Origin of the sequence: Fictibacillus phosphorivorans (assembly GCF_023715845.1) — a bacterium.
GTDB lineage: Bacteria > Bacillota > Bacilli > Bacillales > Fictibacillaceae > Fictibacillus > Fictibacillus phosphorivorans_D.
In genome coordinates this window covers 37,353-55,001 of record NZ_JAMBOR010000016.1, presented here as the reverse complement: position 1 = coordinate 55,001, position 17,649 = coordinate 37,353, and the positions used below count along the sequence as shown (strand labels likewise).

Below are 17,649 nucleotides of genomic sequence, written 5' to 3'. Positions count from 1 at the left end.
TTATGTTTTAAATCATAACAGGGTCTTGTAAATTGTCAACTAAAATGGCAATCAAAAAAGATGGATTTCTCCATCTTTTACGTATCTATTACTTGCTCATTGCTTCAGTTAACACAGGAACTATCTGCTTTTTACGTGATACTACACCTTTTAAAACGGCTGTGTTGTTTTCAAGTTTTACATGATAGGCTTCTTCAACAGATTGAGCTCTGTTCCCTAGTGCTAGTACGGTTGAATCATTTGTTAAAATGTCCGTTACTACAAACATGAAAAGGTCTAATCCTTTTTCATCGATTACTTTTGAAATGGCAGATTCTAACTCGTCTTGTTGTTTTAATACATCACTAGCATCGACTGTATTCACTTGAGCTACTTCTACTTTACTTGCTCCAATGTTAAACTCTTTCGCATCTAGAGAGATTAACTCTTCTACGGACTTATCGCTTAAGTCTGCTCCAGCTTTCAACATCTCAAGACCGTAAGCCTCTGCGTCAACACCAGCAATTTCAGCCAGTTCACGAGCGGCTTCAACATCTTCTTCTGTACAAGTTGGTGATTTGAATAAAAGTGAATCAGAAATAATGGCAGAAAGCATTAAACCAGCAATGTTCTTTTCAATTTTAATTCCTTTTTCTTTATAGATCTTGTTTAGGATCGTAGCTGTACATCCAACAGGTTCAGCACGGTAGTACAATGGATCACTTGTTTCAAAGTTCGCGATTCTATGGTGATCGATAACTTCTAAAACACGTACTTGATCAATGTCACTAGCACTTTGCTGACGTTCATTATGATCGACTAAAATAACAGCATTCGTTTCGTTTGAAACAGTTTCCACTATACGAGGTAGTTCTGCTTTGAAGTAATCAAGCGCATATTTCGTTTCACCATTAATTTCACCAAGGCGAACAGGTTCAACATTTTGTCCAAGTTTTGTTTTTAAGTCTGCATAAACAATCGCAGATGTAATTGTGTCAGTGTCGGGATTCTTATGACCAAAAATAAGTACTTTTTCCATGCTTCTACTCCTTATTAATAAAATAGAATTTTCTTAGCCAGCCCTTATTCTATCATAGAATAGGGGCTTTTGGCTTTTAGAGTTAATTGTAGCATGGAAAAAACCTTTAAGGCAAAACCGTGCTACCCATCAGATGTTTATCTACTTGTTTGGCACAGTCTCGTCCTTCTTGTATAGCCCAAACGATTAAACTTTGTCCGCGTCTAGAATCACCAGCCGCAAAAACGCCATCTATGTTTGTTTTATAATCACCATGTTTCGCATCAATCTTATTGTTCTTTGTTTCAACACCAAATTGTTTTAAAACGGGGTGTTCTGTTCCTTCAAAACCGATTGCAACAAAAACAAGGTCTACTGGCCATACTTTTTCAGTACCTGGGATTTCTTCAAATGAAAGATTACCCTTTTCATCTGCTGTTCTTTTCATCTGAACCGTATGAAGTTCTTTTAAATTACCCTTTCCATCTGCGACCAATTTCTTTGTTTGAATAGAAAATTCTCGTGGATCTTTTCCGAATTGAGCAGTTGCCTCTTCATAAGCATAATCCATTGTGAAAATATAAGGTTGTTCTGGCCACATGTTAGCTTTGCTTCTTACATCAGGGAGCTTAGGGTGCTTTCCAAACTGAACAACACTTTTGCATTTTTGGCGTAAAGCAGTTGCGACACAGTCTGCTCCTGTATCACCACCACCGATTACGATAACATTTTTATCTTTCGCATCAATTAGCGGTTCATTGATCTGATCCCCTAATAAACGCTTAGTAGATTGAGTTAAATATTTCATCGCGAGGTGTACGCCTTTTGCTTCTCTTCCTTCAAGGATTAAATCCCTTTGTTTTTGTGCGCCAGTACATAGGATAACTGAATCGAAATCTTTTTTTAGATCTTCAGGCATAATATCTTTTCCGATTTCTGTATTAAGAACAAAATCAATGCCTTCTTGTCTTAAAAGTGTGATTCTTCGATTGACAATATCCTTATCAAGTTTCATGTTTGGAATACCGTAAGTGAGAAGTCCTCCAGCACGGTCATCTCTTTCAAAAACAGTCACAGAATGTCCTGCTTGATTCAATTGATCCGCAGCTGCAAGTCCAGCAGGTCCAGAACCAACGATTGCAACTTTTTTTCCTGTACGCTTGCTCGGAATTCTCGGTTTAATCCATCCATTTTCAAAACCTTTATCAATAATCGCTTTTTCGATATTTTTAATCGTAACAGCTGGCCCTGCTAATTCAACCGTACATGATCCTTCACAGGGAGCAGGGCAAACACGTCCAGTGAACTCAGGGAAGTTATTCGTTTTTAATAAACGATCAAGTGCTTCTTTCCATTTTCCTCGGTACACAAGGTCGTTCCATTCAGGTATTAAATTATGGATGGGACAGCCTGAAGCTGCCCCGTTGATTTCAATACCGATATGGCAAAATGGTGTGCCGCAATCCATACATCTTGAGGCATGCCTCTTAAGCATACTTTCCGGCTGTTTTTCCGTATATTCTTTCCAATCCCTCAGACGGTGGAGAGGTTTTCTCTCTATTGTATCTTCTCGCGGGAAGTCCAAAAATCCAGTTGGTTTACCCATGATTATCTCTCCTTTCATCTCGTGGCTGTCTTACCTAAGAATCAATTTCGTTGGTCCAGGGCTCCCGGTTGGTTTCTTAACTGCAGACCTAGCTTCAAATGCATTCATCATTGCTTCTTGATCAGATAGACCTGCTTGCTTTTCATCATCGATTCTCTTAATCATTTCTTTGTAATCTTTCGGAATCACTTTTACAAAGTGTGAATGAGCTGATTTCCAGTTTTCTAGAATTGTCGCAGCTTTTCTACTTTGGGTATAAGAAAAATGATTTAAGATTAATTGTTTAACGGATTCTGTTTCATCCACATCAACTAATCTTTCAAACTCAATTCCTTCTTTATTACAGAGTCTTTTAAACAGAAGTGGCTGTTCAGTGTAGATATAAGCGGTTCCTCCACTCATCCCAGCTGCAAAGTTTTTACCAACATCTCCTAGTACGACGACACTTCCACCTGTCATATACTCACAGCCATGGTCGCCGATTCCTTCGACTACAATGTTTGCTCCACTGTTTCTGACAGCAAATCTTTCACCAGCAAGACCATTGATATAAGCTTCTCCACTGGTTGCGCCATAGAACGCTACGTTTCCAACAATCACATTATCATCTGCAAGGTATTCTGCTGTTTTTGGAGGAGCAACGATCATTTTTCCACCTGAGAGGCCTTTTCCGAAATAGTCATTGCTATCTCCGTTCAGATATAGGCTCATACCTCGTGGAATGAATGCTCCAAAGCTTTGTCCCGCAGAACCTGTAAAGTTAAGGGTGACTGTATCTTCAGGTAAACCTTCTTCCCCATAGCGTCTAGTAATCTCACTTCCTGCAATCGTACCCACAACACGGTTTGTGTTTTTGATCGGAAGGTTGATAGATACTGCTTTTTGCTGTTCAAGTGCTGGTACTAGTTTAGGAAGTATTTCTTGCATATCTATAGATTGGTCAATCTTGTGATTTTGAGAAGTCTTACACGTTCTTTCTCCACCAGGCTGATAAAGGAGTTTTGCAAGATCTAAATGTTTAGCCTTCCAATGATTGGTTGCACGTTCACCGACTGTTAACACATCTGTACGGCCAACCATCTCATCCATTGTTCTAAATCCAAGTTGAGCCATGATCTCACGGATCTCTTCTGCAACAAACTTCATGTAATTCACAACATGATCAGGGTCTCCCATGAATTTCTTTCGAAGTTCTGGATTTTGTGTAGCGACTCCGACAGGACATGTATCTAAATGACAAGCACGCATCATGACACAACCTAGAACAACTAAAGGGGCAGTTGCGAATCCATACTCTTCAGCACCTAATAGAGCGGCAAGTACTACATCTTTACCGGTCATTAGTTTACCGTCTGTTTCAAGCGTAACACGGTCACGAAGGCCGTTCAGCATGAGGGTTTGGTGAGTCTCAGCAAGGCCAAGCTCCCATGGAAGTCCAGTATGTTTAATACTCGTTTTTGGTGATGCTCCCGTTCCTCCGTCATAACCGCTGATTACGATCACATCTGCAGCTCCTTTTGCTACACCTGCAGCAATCGTACCTACTCCTGATTTCGCTACTAGTTTCACACTTATTCTTGCAGAACGGTTTGCATTTTTCAGGTCGTGTATGAGCTGAGCCATATCTTCGATCGAATAGATATCATGGTGCGGAGGCGGTGAAATCAGACCGACACCAGGAGTTGATCCTCGAACATCAGCTACCCAAGGGTAGACTTTGTTACCAGGCAGCTGACCTCCTTCACCTGGCTTAGCACCTTGTGCCATTTTGATTTGCAGTTCATCTGCGTTCACCAAGTAATGACTCTTTACACCAAATCTTCCAGATGCTACTTGTTTGATGCTGCTTCTTCTGTTATTTCCATTCTCATCCGGAATGAATCTTGCTGGATTTTCTCCACCTTCACCACTGTTGCTTTTTCCGCCTAAACGATTCATGGCAATCGCTAGCGATTCGTGGGCTTCTGCACTTAATGATCCGAATGACATTGCCCCTGTCTTAAATCGTTTAACGATGGATTCAACAGGTTCAACTTCTTCAAGAGGTACGCTTTTCAATTCAGGTTTAAACGTAAATAGGTTTCTTAAGAATGTGGTACGCTCATCATCCGCTAATTTAGTAAAAGTCTTAAACAATGAGTAATCATTCTTTCGGCAAGCCCATTGTAAAGTATGAATCGTTTTCGGGTTAAAGGCATGATGCTCACCTGTGTTTCTCCATTGGAAGTCACTTCCTGAATCTAAAGTGTCTTCGATTGTTTCAAGAAATCCCTCTTGATGTCTAAGTTCTGCTTCTTTTTGGATCTCATCTAAGGTGATGCCATCGATTTGAGAGGCAGTTGCAGGGAAGTAACGATCGATAACTTCTTTCCCAATCCCTACTGCTTCAAAAATTTGAGCACCTCGATAACTTTGGACTGTGGAAATACCCATTTTTGACATCACTTTTACAATACCGTCCGTTACACCTTTTTTATATTTCTTTACAGTCTCTTTAAGCGAGAGGTCGATATGACCTTCCATAATAGCTTCTTCAAATGTTTTATAAGTGAGATATGGATAGATTGCGTCTGCCCCGTATCCGATTAACGCAGCGAAATGATGAACTTCTCTTACTTCACCTGCTTCAACAATCAGGCTTACTTTTGTACGTAAACCTTTCTGAACAAGAAAGTGATGTAAAGAACTCACAGCGAGAAGAATTGGCATCGGAACTTGAGAAGCATTCATTTCTCTGTCAGATAATATTAGGATACTCCCTCCATCTAAGATCGCTTTTTCAGCTTTTTGATGAAGAGAATCCAACCCTTTTTCCAAATCTTCCGAAAACAAAGTATGCAGAATCTCTGGTTTAAAGTCAGTGATATCATTCTCTTTGATTTGATTAAATTCACTTGTTGTTAGAACTGGAGAATCTAATCGAATTCTACGAGCATTCTGCGGTCCGGGATGCAGCAGGTTACCTTCTCCACCCAACAATGTCATTGTAGAAGTTACCACTTTTTCTCGAATAGCATCGATCGGCGGGTTTGTTACTTGTGCGAATAATTGTTTGAAATAGTTAAATAAAGATTGTGGCCTGTCTGATAACACAGCAAGAGGTGTATCATTTCCCATCGAGCCGATTGGGTCTTTTCCTTCTGTAATGACAGGTATTAAATATTTGTGAATATCTTCATACGTGTATCCGAAAGCTTTTTGTTTTCTTCTAATATCCTCTAGATTGACAACTGGCTCCTTGTCATCCTCTTCTAATTGAAGCAATCCGTTTGTAAGCCATTCTTCATAAGGATGTTCAGTAGCCATCTCTTTTTTAATTTCATTATCTGTAATAATGCGTCCTTCTTCAATGTCGATTAGAAGCATACGTCCAGGGCTTAAACGCTCTTTATATAGGATGTTTTCTTCTTCAACATCGATGACACCGACTTCTGATGAGAAGATAATATAATCATCTTTTGTTACGTAATATCTAGCTGGACGTAATCCATTTCGATCTAGAATTGCACCAATTTGTTTACCATTGGTGAAAGAAATGGCAGTAGGTCCATCCCATGGTTCCATGAGACAGCTGTGGTATTCATAAAAGGCGCGTCTCTCATGTTCGAGATGTGGATTCTCACTCCAAGGTTCAGGAATCAGCATCATCGCGGTATGCGAAGGCTTTCTTCCTGCTAGTACAAAAAATTCGAACGCCTGATCTAAAATGGACGAGTCACTACCATCTGCATCTAAGATTGGCAGAAGCTTATGAATGTCGTCACCGAACGCTTCTGATACGAACTGTTTTTCACGAGCTTTCATCCAGTTCATATTGCCTTGAAGCGTGTTGATCTCGCCATTATGGATGATATAACGGTTAGGGTGTGCACGTTCCCAGGTAGGAAATGTATTTGTGCTAAAACGGGAATGCACTAAAGCGAATGGAGACACAAAATCCTCATCTTGTAAGTCTAAATAAAACGTATCGACTTGCTCAGGTGTTAACAATCCTTTGTAGACGATCGTTTGCGTAGAAAGACTTGCAAAATAGGTTTGCAGTCCGTTTTGTCTTGCCCAGTGTTCAGCTTGTTTTCTGATTACAAAAAGTTTACGTTCGAAAACAAGTTCATCTGTTATGGATTCATCGCAAGCAACAAACACTTGCTTAACAATCGGACAAGTATTTTGTGCTTTTTCACCAATTGAAAAACGATCAGTCGGAACGGTTCTCCACCCTAAAAGTTTTTGTCCTTCTTGTTCAATAAAACGATTAATTTGTTTTTCAAGTTTCATTTGAGCTTCTTCATCATTTGGGAAAAAAATCATTCCCACACCGTATTTGCCTTGTTCCGGCAAATCAAAGTCAGTTACTTTTTTAAAGAATTGATGTGGCAATTTAGTCATCAAACCTGCTCCATCACCTGTTAACGGGTCACTTCCCTGCCCTCCACGATGATCAAGTTGGCATAGCATATGAAGTCCTTTTTTCACTATATGATGGGTAGCATGCCCTTTCAGATGAGCGTATAGACCAATTCCACAAGCATCATGTTCAAAGTTCGGACTATATAACCCTTGTGGTTCTGGAAGTTGACTGTAGGTCATCGGTTACTCCCCCTTCACGTTTTCAACTTAATGTTCAAAACTTTCTTTCAATTAGTTTAAGGGTTATAATTAATCGAAACAATATATAATTTAGATTAAAATAATCTCAAATTGAGAACGATTGGTTGTGGGAATGTTATGGAGATTCGTCAATTAGCCTATTTTATTGAAGTTGCTGAACGTGAGCACGTCTCTGAAGCTGCACTGGCCTTACATGTTGCACAATCAGCAGTAAGTCGCCAAATAGCAAATTTAGAATCGGAATTAGGTGTAGAACTGTTTGAGCGAGAAGGAAGAAACATCAAGCTGTCACCTGTTGGTCGTCTTTTCTTAACACATGCAAAGACTGCTATGAAAGCGATCGAGCATGCCAAAAAGCAAATTGATGAATACTTAGATCCTGAAAGAGGTACGATTAAGATTGGATTTCCGACTAGTTTAGCTGGACATCTTCTTCCTACTGTAGTTTCTGCATTTAAAAGAGAACATCCGAATATTGCTTTTAATCTACGCCAAGGTTCTTATCGTTTTTTAACGGAAAGTGTGAAGAGCGGTGACATTGATTTAGCTTTTTTAGGACCTGTACCAACAAATGATCCTGATTTAGAAGGATTTATTTTATTTACTGAGAAAATTTCTGCGTTATTGCCGGAACAGCATCCTTTAGCAGAAAAAAAGACTCTTTTATTGAATGATTTGAGAAATGAAGATTTTGTTCTATTTCCTAATGGATATATTTTACGAGAAGTTGTGGTGAACGCTTGCAAGCAATCAGGCTATATACCTAAAATTGCTTGTGAAGGTGAAGATCTTGATGCGATAAAAGGCTTAGTCACAGCAGGTATGGGTGTAACACTTTTACCCGATAGTTCCTTCCATGAAACTAAGCCACGCTTTACGGTTAAGATTCCTATAGAACTACCAGATGTAAAAAGAACGGTTGGAATCATTATACCTCGTGGCCGGGAGCTTGCCCCTGCTGAGCAAGTGTTTTATGAATTTGTTATTAAATTCTTCTCTGTGCTCGAACAATATCAATAAACTTAGGGGATTTATATCTTTAACCGATTCAGTATACGATTCTGATTCAAGATTCCTTACGGTACGTGATTTTTTATACCGTTACACGTTCGCGCAAACTTATAAATTTAAGACTTACTTAGCAATAAAATACACCTTCCTATGCAGTCATACGGCTTAGAGTTTGTAACTTAATCTGGTTTTGATTATAAAAACTACTTTTTTCTCTTTTTTCATAGAAGAAGGGGCATGAACTCATAAGTTTTGAGTTCATGCCCCTTCTTCTATATGTCAACCTGTTGCTTGAGTTTGCTTATTTTCTTTTCTAATGTTTCTTATATTAATACGAATTAATAGAGATATTGCTAGAGCTACTACAAAAGCACCTGTGAAGATGTAGAGTGTCAGCGAGTAGCTGCTCGTTGTTTCCCGTATCCATGAAACGACTAATGGACCTACGAGACCTGCCGCTGCCCATGCTGTTAATATATAACCGTGGATAGCACCAAGCTGTTTTGTTCCAAACAGATCTCCAATATAAGCAGGTATAGAAGCGAAACCTCCGCCATAACAAGTTAGGATCAAATAGACCAATACCTGAAATAAAAAGGCGTTCGTCACGTTTGGTAAAAGTAAAAATGCAACAGTTTGAAGTGCAAAGAAAGTCGTATACACATTTGGACGTCCAATATAGTCTGAAACTGCAGCCCATCCAATTCTACCAAAACCATTAAACAATCCCATAATTCCTACCATAGTAGCTGCTGCTCCAGCACTTAAGCCTGCAATGTCCTGAGCCATAGGTGATGCTACTGAAATTACGGCTATTCCACAAGTCACATTAATAAAGAGCATGGACCAAAGTGCCCAAAAACGAACGGTTTTCACTGCTTCGTTGGCAGTTAATTGTGAGAGGTCTTTTGTTTTCTTTTCTTCTTTTTGATCTTGATCTTTCATGCCTTTAGGCTGCCAATCCTTTGGCGGCGGGGCAAGATATAGTGAAGATAAAAACATTAGACCAAAATAAATGGCACCTAATAGGTAGAACGTATTTGAAATACCGATTCCATTTATCAGTTTGGCGATAACAGGGCTCGCGATAAGCGAGGCGAAACCGAATCCCATAATAGCTAATCCTGTGGCAAGTCCTCTCCGATCCGGAAACCATTTAACGAGAGATGAAACAGGTGTGATATATCCAATTCCAAGTCCGATTCCGCCTAGTGCCCCATAAAAGAAATAGAGAAGATACAATGATCCGATACTGTCTGCAAAACCTGCACCAATCAGGCCAGCTCCAAAACATGCTGAAGCGATCATACCTGAGATACGAGGTCCGTATCTTTCTACAAAGTGGCCCATAAAAGCGGCAGATAAACCTAAAAACAAGATTGCGATGCTGAATGTTAACGAAATTTCGCTGAGTCCCCATTGATGTTTATCCCGGAGTGGATTCGTAAATACACTCCAGGAATAAACGGAACCAATTGATATGTGAATTCCAACTGCAGCTGCAGCAATTAACCAGCGGTTCTTCACTTTGGTCGCCATTATTTAGCTCCTTTTCTCATTATTTTCTAAGGTTTTATCTTTTGTTTGATTTGTTCGTTTTTTAGGTGTATCTTGAACGGTTTTTTCGAAAGGTTCTGTATCTTGTCCCATTCCTTTTAAAAATTGCATCAGTATGGTGATGGCTCTATTGATTTCTGGGTCCTTTAATGATTTTACAAGATCAAAATACCCTGTTTTTTCGTCTGTATCTTTATACTCTGCTACTCTAGCGATTCCGGCATCAATTTTCAGCAAAAATGGCTCGAGTTGTTTAACGTTAATCATCCCTAGTGTACCTAAGAGAAGCAGAAGATTTTTAATCGTATTCGTGTTTTCAGGTTTGTCCATGGCTTTAACGGCAATATCTAGGACTTTATCCCCTTGCCCGAACAATCCGTTTAACAACGAAAGGATACCTTTGTCTTGCATATGATTCATGATCTCAAGTGTTTGCATAATCGCTTGTTTATTTTTTATTAAGGCATCTTCCACTTCCCTTAAATCTTTGGTTCTTTGTTCTTCTTCCGACACAGATAACTTGTGGACATTCTTAATCGCCTTAGCCATGTTGGTTTCGCTCCTTTTTCACAGCATCTCCAGGGAAAATATAATCTTTTCTGGCCCATTTTTTTTCAACGGCTACTCCGATCTGCGGCTGAGGGTTCCCGTATCTGAAATTTGTTTTTGGCAGTGGGTTAGCCCCTTCTTCTTGAAGAATCTCTAATTTGGCACTTGTTTCTTTATATGCAGGTGTATCTGTATCTTTATCTGCATAGCTGCTGGTTAATAGATTGATCGCAGCTTCTCCACTGTCATTCATCGGTAAATATACTTCTTTGCCTTTCACTCGATCTGTGATTAAACAATGAACTTTAACACTTCCATATGGGGAAGTTAAACGAACGAGAGTACCATCTTTAATTCCTCTCTCTTCAGCTAGTTCATGTGAGATTTCAAGAAAAGTATTAGGCGTCTTTGATGTAATCCCCTCTGATTTATAGGTCATATTCCCTTCGTGGAAATGTTCTAAGAGTCTTCCATTATTAACATGGATATCGTACTCTTCTCCAAATTCTATAGGTTCCGTCCAATCCACAGGATATAATTTAGCTTTTCTGTCCTCAAACGGGAATCCATCAGTAAATAAAATGGGAGTATCTGTCCCGTCTGGAGCTACCGGCCATTGGAGACTCTTATACCCTTCTAGTCTTTCATAAGAAACACCAGCAAAGAGAGGAGCTAATTGAGCAGCTTCATCCATAATGTCACTAGGGTGGGTATAGTTCCAATTGCCTCCCAAACGGTTAGCGATATCTTGAATGATTTGCCAATCCGGCTTTGAATCTCCTAACGGCTCCATTACTTGATAAAGCCGTTGGATTCTTCGTTCAGTATTTGTAAAAGTACCTTCTTTTTCTAAGCTCGGACTTGCTGGCAGTACGACATCAGCAAACTGGGCGGTTATTGTTAAAAAGAGGTCTTGTACTACAAAGAAATCCAACTTCTCATAGGCATCATGAACATAGTTGATGTTCGAATCCACGATTCCCATGTCTTCTCCCTTTAAATACATGGCTTTAACGTGTCCATCATGTATACCTGCGACCATTTCATGATTGTTCAGTCCAGGTTCTTCCGGGATCTTTACGCCCCAAGCTTGCTCGTATTTAGCTCGTACTTTTTCATCCGTTACTTTCTCGTATGATGGAAGACGATCAGGCATACTTCCAAAATCACTCGCACCTTGAACGTTATTATGGCCGCGAAGCGGATATGACCCTACACCAGGACGTCCATAATTTCCGGTTACAAGGAGCAGGTTTGAAATAGCAGTACTTGTATCACTTCCGCCCCTATGCTGTGTTACACCCATTGCCCAAAGCACACAAGCGCTTTTCGATTGATGAATGGTTTCTGCAATATGGATTAAGGTTTCCTGAGAAAGTCCTGTAGCTTCTACAGCATATTCTAGCGTAAACTTTTCAAGATTTTGTTTAAATTCTTCAAGACCATTCACATGATTATTTAAAAACTCTTGATCTGCCCAGCCTTGGTCTAGAATATATTTTGTTACTGCTGAAAGCCATACGAGATCAGAACCTGCTTTAGGTTGGATAAAAAGATCCGCACGGTCAGCCATCTCGTGTTTACGAAGGTCTGCGACAATTAGTTTTTGACCACGTAATTTGTGAGAACGCTTTACTCTTGTAGCTAGTACAGGGTGGGATTCGGCTGTATTGGAACCGATAATAATAATGAGCTCTGATTTTTCAATATCCTTAATAGAACCTGAATCTCCGCCATGCCCTACCGTACGGAACAAGCCCATTGTAGCCGGTGTCTGGCAATAACGTGAACAGTTATCAATATTGTTTGTTCCTATAACTCCCCTTGCCAGCTTTTGCATTAAATAGGATTCTTCATTTGTACATTTAGATGAACTGATGAATGATAATGCTTGTGAGCCATGTTTTTGTTTGATTTCTGTAAACTTGGACGCAATCAGGTTTAACGCTTCCTCCCATGAAGCTTCTCTAAACGAATCACCTTCACGGATAAGCGGTTTTGTTAGACGCTCTTCACTGTTTACAAAATCCCAGCCGAACTTACCTTTTACACATGTAGAAATACCGTTAGCAGGCGCATCAATCTGAGGCTCAACTTTTAAAATTTCCCTTCCCTTTGTCCATACATCAAAACTACAACCAACTCCACAATACGTACAAACCGTCTTTGTTTTTTTAATACGCTGTTCACGCATGGCAGCTTCCATATCTGAAATAGCTAAAATAGAGCCATATCCGGTTTCTACATTTTTCGTAATTTCAATCATAGGACGTAAGGTTTCCCGATTGATACCTGTCATATAACCTGCTTCGCCTTCCATGCCCTTTTCCATCATGGCATTACAAGGGCATACCGTAGAGCAATGTCCACATGAAACACATGAAGACTCGTTAATCGGCACATCTTTATCCCAAATTACACGAGGTCTTTCTCGGTCCCAGTCAATCGATAGCGTTTCTGTTACTTGAACATCCTGACAGGCTTCTACACATCTTCCGCACAAAATACATTGATCTGGATCATACCTGTAGAAAGGATTTGAATGATCGACTTCATAAGGTTTGTGATCAAAAGGAATGCTTTGGTGGTTGATCTTCATCTCTTTAACGGTATTATGTATTTCGCAACCCCCATTGTTATAATCACAAACGGTACAATATAATTCATGATTTAACAGGATTCTGTCCATTCCGATCACTTGTGCTTCTTTCACCTCATCAGAGTTTGTATCCACCTCGTCTCCATCATTTAATATTGTGGAACAAGCTCTGACGAATTCACCATTTACTTTAACGATACACGTGTCACACGTTTCAATCGGCCCCAGGCTGGGGTGATAACAAACATGAGGAACTTGATCAGGACGATCCGTAAGAAGATTTAATATGGTTTGATCTTTGTTAGCTTTAACTTCAGAACCGTTAATTTTAATCGAAAAATCCGACAAAATGATCTCACCCTTTCAATATTAGTTACTTACAAAAAATTCAGTCATCTAACAATGCCGATTCCCTAATCGTTATCTCCTTAAACAAATTCAGATATTCAATTACTGTGTGAGTTGACAAGCTGCAGCAGATACAAATGGTTGTTTTTCAAATACAACTTTGAAACAAAAAAAAGACACTTTAAAAGTGCCTTTTAAATCAGCTGTCTAAATCAATTTCGATTAAGTCGTAGGAAGTAACGATCCCAAGGGGCTTTTCATTTTCACTTCCATTAAGAGTAATAATAATTGCTTCAAGTTTTTTATCTTCTTTATGAAACGTTTCAAATATTTCTTCTGCCTTAAAAATACTTGATGTCTTTGAGATAAACGCCACTAGCTGATTACCCTTTTTTCTTTTGATATCTGATATTTTAGCATTACTTAGATCAATAACTTGATCCGCAAGTCGATCGCTGAGCCAGTTTAGTATATAGGTTGCCGTTAATAGCCATAGGAATTCACCTTTTTCATTGTATACAGGAAATCGTGAATACGACGTTTTTTTAATGCAGCTTAGTACATCAGCTAACTTGTCACTTTCTTTAAAATGGTGAACTTCTTTGGTTGCAATACTTAACGCTGTTTCGGGTTTTTGAAAATATCCTGCTATTTTTTCGATACGTTCCACAATATCAAGATGAGGTTCTGCAATATAATAATCATGATCCACTTTTTCGTGGACAATTGCATTTCGTAGCTTAGCAAACTGACAAAGCTCATTATAAAACGACCTGATCAGAGAATGCTTTTTCATACCTACCTCAACTAAATTTTTAAACCGATCATCTGATATATCATTTACTTTTTCCATAAGACATTTATGAATTTGATTAAATGCGACCTCAAATCGTTCTGATAACGTATTTTCTTTATTTGGTTTTAAATGAGTCACGCTCATGTTTATCTCTCCTTATTTATCCACTACACTCCTTCTACCCATTTACGGATACTTTATAAACAAAAAAAGAAGGGTATCCTCCGATACTCTCCTTTTTAAAAGTCTTTCCATTCTATTTTTCCACATTTGTTTTCTACGTCTAGTTCGACTTCAAAATCATGTTTTTCATAAAAGTGAAGTAAACGGTCTACATGATCCCAATCTCTTTTAGCAATGTCACCCTTGATATAAGGGATGTTTTGATCTGATGCCGTTTCTTTTAGATACTCCATACAGATCGATCCATACCCTTTATTTGCTGGTCCTTTAATATCACCGATATGAAGGGTTTGATCGTCTTCATAAACAGCATCGATAGAAAAATCCCAACCATCATATCTAGATTCACAATCATTTAGCATGATTTTGCATTGATCTAATTCTTCAGTCTTATATACGATCACCAAATTATCATCTTTCGTTTGGTCTACACCGATGACATCATAGTCTTTTGCAATTTGTTTCATATCGTTTTGTAATCGAAGAAGTTGAAATTCAAGTTCGTTTCGATCGAGTTTATTTTCCGTTTCTTTTTCAAGTCCTACCAATAACATTTACATCCCACCTTTAGATTACATTTGCAGGAACACACAGTTTCCCATTGTACAAAAGGTTTTAACGGATTTCAATTGTTAATTCTTGTAAAGAACTTAAGATGAGGACGGAATAACATAAAATTCGGTTTGTCTCTTGGTTAAATACTGCAATTTATGATGTTTAAAGCAGACAGATTCCTCAAGGTATATCGGTACATCTTTGTTCCATTCTGGTATAAATGCTCTAATATTGAATTCTAGCGCATAGCAGGTATGATTCAATATCTCCAGTTCTCCTCGAACAGGAATGGATTCTTGCTTATCAAATAACCCTATTAATGGACCAGCAGCGTGACAATGATAACCAATTGGATGGGAATAAAGCATAGCAGAAATGCCTTTTTCTGAAGCTATCATCATAACTTTTTCAAAAACTTCATTCCCTGACATTCCTAGTTGGAACGTATCCATTACAATATCTTCAAATTGATTTGCTGTAGCAAATGCTTTTCTGAGACCTTTTGGCACTTCATGTTCTCCTGGATACAAGACATAAGCTACCTGTTGTGTATCTGAACAAAGACCTAAATATTCAATGCCAAAATCTAGGTGTACGATATCGCCATGCTGAATTATTCCTTCAATCCTGTCAGCAGAAGAACCCTGTCTTTGAATATCCACTGTAGGGTAGAAAGATGTTTTTAATCCAAGGTCAAATGTTTTTTGACGAATCCAATTAACGACTTCTCGGGTGGTAGTATGTTTTGCCTTGATCACTTGTTCAGATAAAGCAAGTTTGGCTAGATCACGCGTAATTAACGCAATATCTTTATAGGTTTCCAATTCAGGTTCAATTCGAAGTTGTAACCAATCAATGGCCAATGGTGCTGAAGATACCAATTTAGATGAATGCTCCATTCCAATCGTATCTTGCAGGATCTGATAAAAGGTGTGACTAAGACCATCGCAAAAAGAATAATGAGGAGATTGATTGATCGCAATTTGATCTGGCTGATACATATCCATTAGTTTACGGAGTACTTCAAAAGGGCCTTCACCTTTCTTTCCAAAGCAGCAGGTGTAGTAAGGTTCATATTCTTTGTTTGATGAGATGACAAATCTATTTACATGACCAGAATCTTTTTCCCTAATAAAAACAAAGATCGTTAAACGCCTTGAACTGTCTATTGATGAAGGAAAAAGAGTAATGGCTACAGGGTCTTCATGATATTCTCTGCCTAAAGTAACCCACATATCAAAATTATGTTTCACCATAAGAACAGGCAACAGGTTCTCTAATCTTTCGAATAGCCATTCATCTCTAATTTTGTCCCTTTCAATAAGTGTTATTGTTTTATTCTTTATTTGGTCAACTTGATTTTTCACGAATTTCATTCCCCTCGCACAATGTGTGTTTACATTGTTCTCCTTTCTCTATATGAAGTCCTTCATGGTCTTGTTTTATAAGTTCGTGCATATGAATAGGAGGACAAAGTGTACAAGGAGATGCACCATGATATGAATATCTTTTTTCGAGGAGTTCTTTTGCTTGCAGCTGCAGCTTTAGTAGGAGAAAGCATTGAATTTGTTGTAAATATGATACTTGCACGGCAATTAGGAGAATTGGGATTAGGACATTACATGTCTATATTCCCAACTGTGATTTTAGTTATAATCATCGCCAGTCTAGAGCTTCCCATTTCCATATCTAAGTTTGTAGCAGAAAAAGAAGAAAAAATGCATTACAGTATGTTAAAGCATGCAACGAAGCTAACCTTAATTTTAACGGCAGCTATGATCATCATTTCTGTATTTTTACTTCCTTTTATTCCGGTCTTTAATAGTTATCATCCGCTGGTGAGATGGTTAATGGTTTTATTAATTCCTCTTATCTCGCTGACCTCAATCGCTAGAGGTTATTTTATGGGAAAACAGCAGATGGGGAAAATCGCTTTTTCAAATTTGTTCCGTAAATTTGTACAGCTCATATTGCTTGCAGGTGTTTATCAGTTGTTCTCTTTTGATCAAGAAACGGCTATCTTAATCGCATTAGCAACGTTTGTCGGAAGTGAATTTGTTGTTTTTGTCTATTTATTTACTGCTTATCTTCTACAATATAGGAAAATGAAATACCATTCGTATCAACAATTAACATCTCAAGAAGTAACAAAAAGTTTAATGGCTGTGACGATTCCAACAACAGGATTACGCCTTTTTCACGCATTTACTAATGCGGTTCAGCCTTTTCTTATTAAATACTCACTCACTTTGACCGGACTATCTGATGTGGCAGCTACTGAACAGTTCGGCCTTCTTGCAGGGGTAGCTATAACGATTGGATTTTTCCCTTCATTTATTGCACATTCTTTACTTGTCGTATTAATACCGACTGTTTCAGAAGCAACTGCTAAAAAAGATGTGGATACCTTGAAAATGCTATTAGTTCGGGTTATGAAAATCACGGCAGCATATGGTTTTCCTGCTGTAGCCATATATCTTTTATTTTCAGAGAAATTGACGGTAACGTTCTTTCATTCCGTTTCTGCTGCGGCCTATTTAGAACTCTTGTGGCCTTGCTTTTTATTCACATTCTTCCTAATACCGCTTCAGGCTTATTTAATTGGCTTAGGATTGATTACTACTGCATTTATTCAGTCGATCTGGTCAACGGGTATTTCTTTTTTTCTTATGTATTTACTCGGCTCCCAACCTTCATTTGGTATGCACGGTGTAATCATTGGAATGAATACGGGTTCTGTTCTTCTTATGCTGCTGCATTATTTCTCAGTTTGTAAAGCGATTGGAATTACCTTTTGGTTAAGTCCACGCAATAATTTTCAGGAATAGAAAAGGCATCTC

Annotated in this window: 11 protein-coding genes; 2 read left to right on the top strand and 9 right to left on the bottom strand. The window is 38.6% G+C overall.

Annotation, left to right across the window (positions count from 1 at the left end):
• Positions 1 to 88 precede the first annotated feature (88 nt).
• The 3 genes from M3206_RS13085 to gltB form a co-directional block, all read right to left on the bottom strand.
• Positions 89 to 1,018: a manganese-dependent inorganic pyrophosphatase gene (locus tag M3206_RS13085; protein ID WP_251312974.1), complete on the bottom strand. Its 930-nt coding sequence runs from the start codon at positions 1,016 to 1,018 to the stop codon at positions 89 to 91.
• Between the two features lie 106 nt (positions 1,019 to 1,124).
• Positions 1,125 to 2,603: a glutamate synthase subunit beta gene (locus M3206_RS13080; protein WP_251312973.1), complete on the bottom strand. Its 1,479-nt coding sequence runs from the start codon at positions 2,601 to 2,603 to the stop codon at positions 1,125 to 1,127.
• 30 nt (positions 2,604 to 2,633) lie between these two features.
• Positions 2,634 to 7,190, bottom strand: a complete 4,557-nt coding sequence (gene gltB / locus M3206_RS13075; RefSeq protein ID WP_251312972.1) for a glutamate synthase large subunit — start codon at positions 7,188 to 7,190, stop codon at positions 2,634 to 2,636.
• A gap of 138 nt (positions 7,191 to 7,328) precedes the next feature.
• Here gltB and M3206_RS13070 point away from each other — a divergent pair, with 138 nt between their 5' ends.
• Positions 7,329 to 8,231 (top strand): LysR family transcriptional regulator, encoded by a 903-nt coding sequence (locus M3206_RS13070; RefSeq protein WP_251312971.1) that lies wholly within the window; start codon positions 7,329 to 7,331, stop codon positions 8,229 to 8,231.
• A 270-nt stretch (positions 8,232 to 8,501) separates the two neighbouring features.
• Here the strand turns inward: M3206_RS13070 and M3206_RS13065 are convergent, their stop codons facing one another.
• The 6 genes from M3206_RS13065 to M3206_RS19100 form a co-directional block, all read right to left on the bottom strand.
• Positions 8,502 to 9,761: an L-lactate MFS transporter gene (locus M3206_RS13065; protein WP_251312970.1), complete on the bottom strand. Its 1,260-nt coding sequence runs from the start codon at positions 9,759 to 9,761 to the stop codon at positions 8,502 to 8,504.
• Between the two features lie 3 nt (positions 9,762 to 9,764).
• A complete protein-coding gene (locus M3206_RS13060; RefSeq protein WP_251312969.1) occupies positions 9,765 to 10,328 on the bottom strand; it encodes a DUF1641 domain-containing protein in 564 nt (187 codons plus the stop codon).
• Positions 10,321 to 13,275: a formate dehydrogenase subunit alpha gene (gene fdhF / locus M3206_RS13055; protein WP_285876964.1), complete on the bottom strand. Its 2,955-nt coding sequence runs from the start codon at positions 13,273 to 13,275 to the stop codon at positions 10,321 to 10,323. Before fdhF ends, M3206_RS13060 begins: the two co-directional genes overlap by 8 nt.
• A gap of 199 nt (positions 13,276 to 13,474) precedes the next feature.
• The gene (locus tag M3206_RS13050) at positions 13,475 to 14,215 is read right to left on the bottom strand and encodes a CBS domain-containing protein (RefSeq protein ID WP_251312968.1); all 741 of its coding nucleotides are present in this window, start codon (positions 14,213 to 14,215) and stop codon (positions 13,475 to 13,477) included.
• Between the two features lie 95 nt (positions 14,216 to 14,310).
• Entirely contained in the window at positions 14,311 to 14,808 is a 498-nt protein-coding gene (locus M3206_RS13045; RefSeq protein WP_251312967.1) for a hypothetical protein, read from the bottom strand.
• Between the two features lie 96 nt (positions 14,809 to 14,904).
• Positions 14,905 to 16,176, bottom strand: a complete 1,272-nt coding sequence (locus M3206_RS19100) for a M24 family metallopeptidase (RefSeq protein ID WP_251312966.1) — start codon at positions 16,174 to 16,176, stop codon at positions 14,905 to 14,907.
• A 132-nt stretch (positions 16,177 to 16,308) separates the two neighbouring features.
• Here M3206_RS19100 and M3206_RS13035 point away from each other — a divergent pair, with 132 nt between their 5' ends.
• On the top strand, positions 16,309 to 17,637 hold the full coding sequence (locus tag M3206_RS13035; protein ID WP_251312965.1) for an oligosaccharide flippase family protein: 1,329 nt from the start codon (positions 16,309 to 16,311) through the stop codon (positions 17,635 to 17,637).
• Positions 17,638 to 17,649 lie beyond the last annotated feature (12 nt).

What these genes read in the sequence shown, in the direction of transcription:
- M3206_RS13085 (WP_251312974.1), bottom strand. Translation starts at nt 1,018, where the DNA reads ATGGAAAAAGTACTTATTTTTGGTCATAAGAATCCCGACACTGACACA.
- M3206_RS13080 (WP_251312973.1), bottom strand. Translation starts at nt 2,603, where the DNA reads ATGGGTAAACCAACTGGATTTTTGGACTTCCCGCGAGAAGATACAATA.
- gltB (WP_251312972.1), bottom strand. Translation starts at nt 7,190, where the DNA reads ATGACCTACAGTCAACTTCCAGAACCACAAGGGTTATATAGTCCGAAC.
- M3206_RS13070 (WP_251312971.1), top strand. Translation starts at nt 7,329, where the DNA reads ATGGAGATTCGTCAATTAGCCTATTTTATTGAAGTTGCTGAACGTGAG.
- M3206_RS13065 (WP_251312970.1), bottom strand. Translation starts at nt 9,761, where the DNA reads ATGGCGACCAAAGTGAAGAACCGCTGGTTAATTGCTGCAGCTGCAGTT.
- M3206_RS13060 (WP_251312969.1), bottom strand. Translation starts at nt 10,328, where the DNA reads ATGGCTAAGGCGATTAAGAATGTCCACAAGTTATCTGTGTCGGAAGAA.
- M3206_RS13050 (WP_251312968.1), bottom strand. Translation starts at nt 14,215, where the DNA reads ATGAGCGTGACTCATTTAAAACCAAATAAAGAAAATACGTTATCAGAA.
- M3206_RS13045 (WP_251312967.1), bottom strand. Translation starts at nt 14,808, where the DNA reads ATGTTATTGGTAGGACTTGAAAAAGAAACGGAAAATAAACTCGATCGA.
- M3206_RS13035 (WP_251312965.1), top strand. Translation starts at nt 16,309, where the DNA reads ATGAATATCTTTTTTCGAGGAGTTCTTTTGCTTGCAGCTGCAGCTTTA.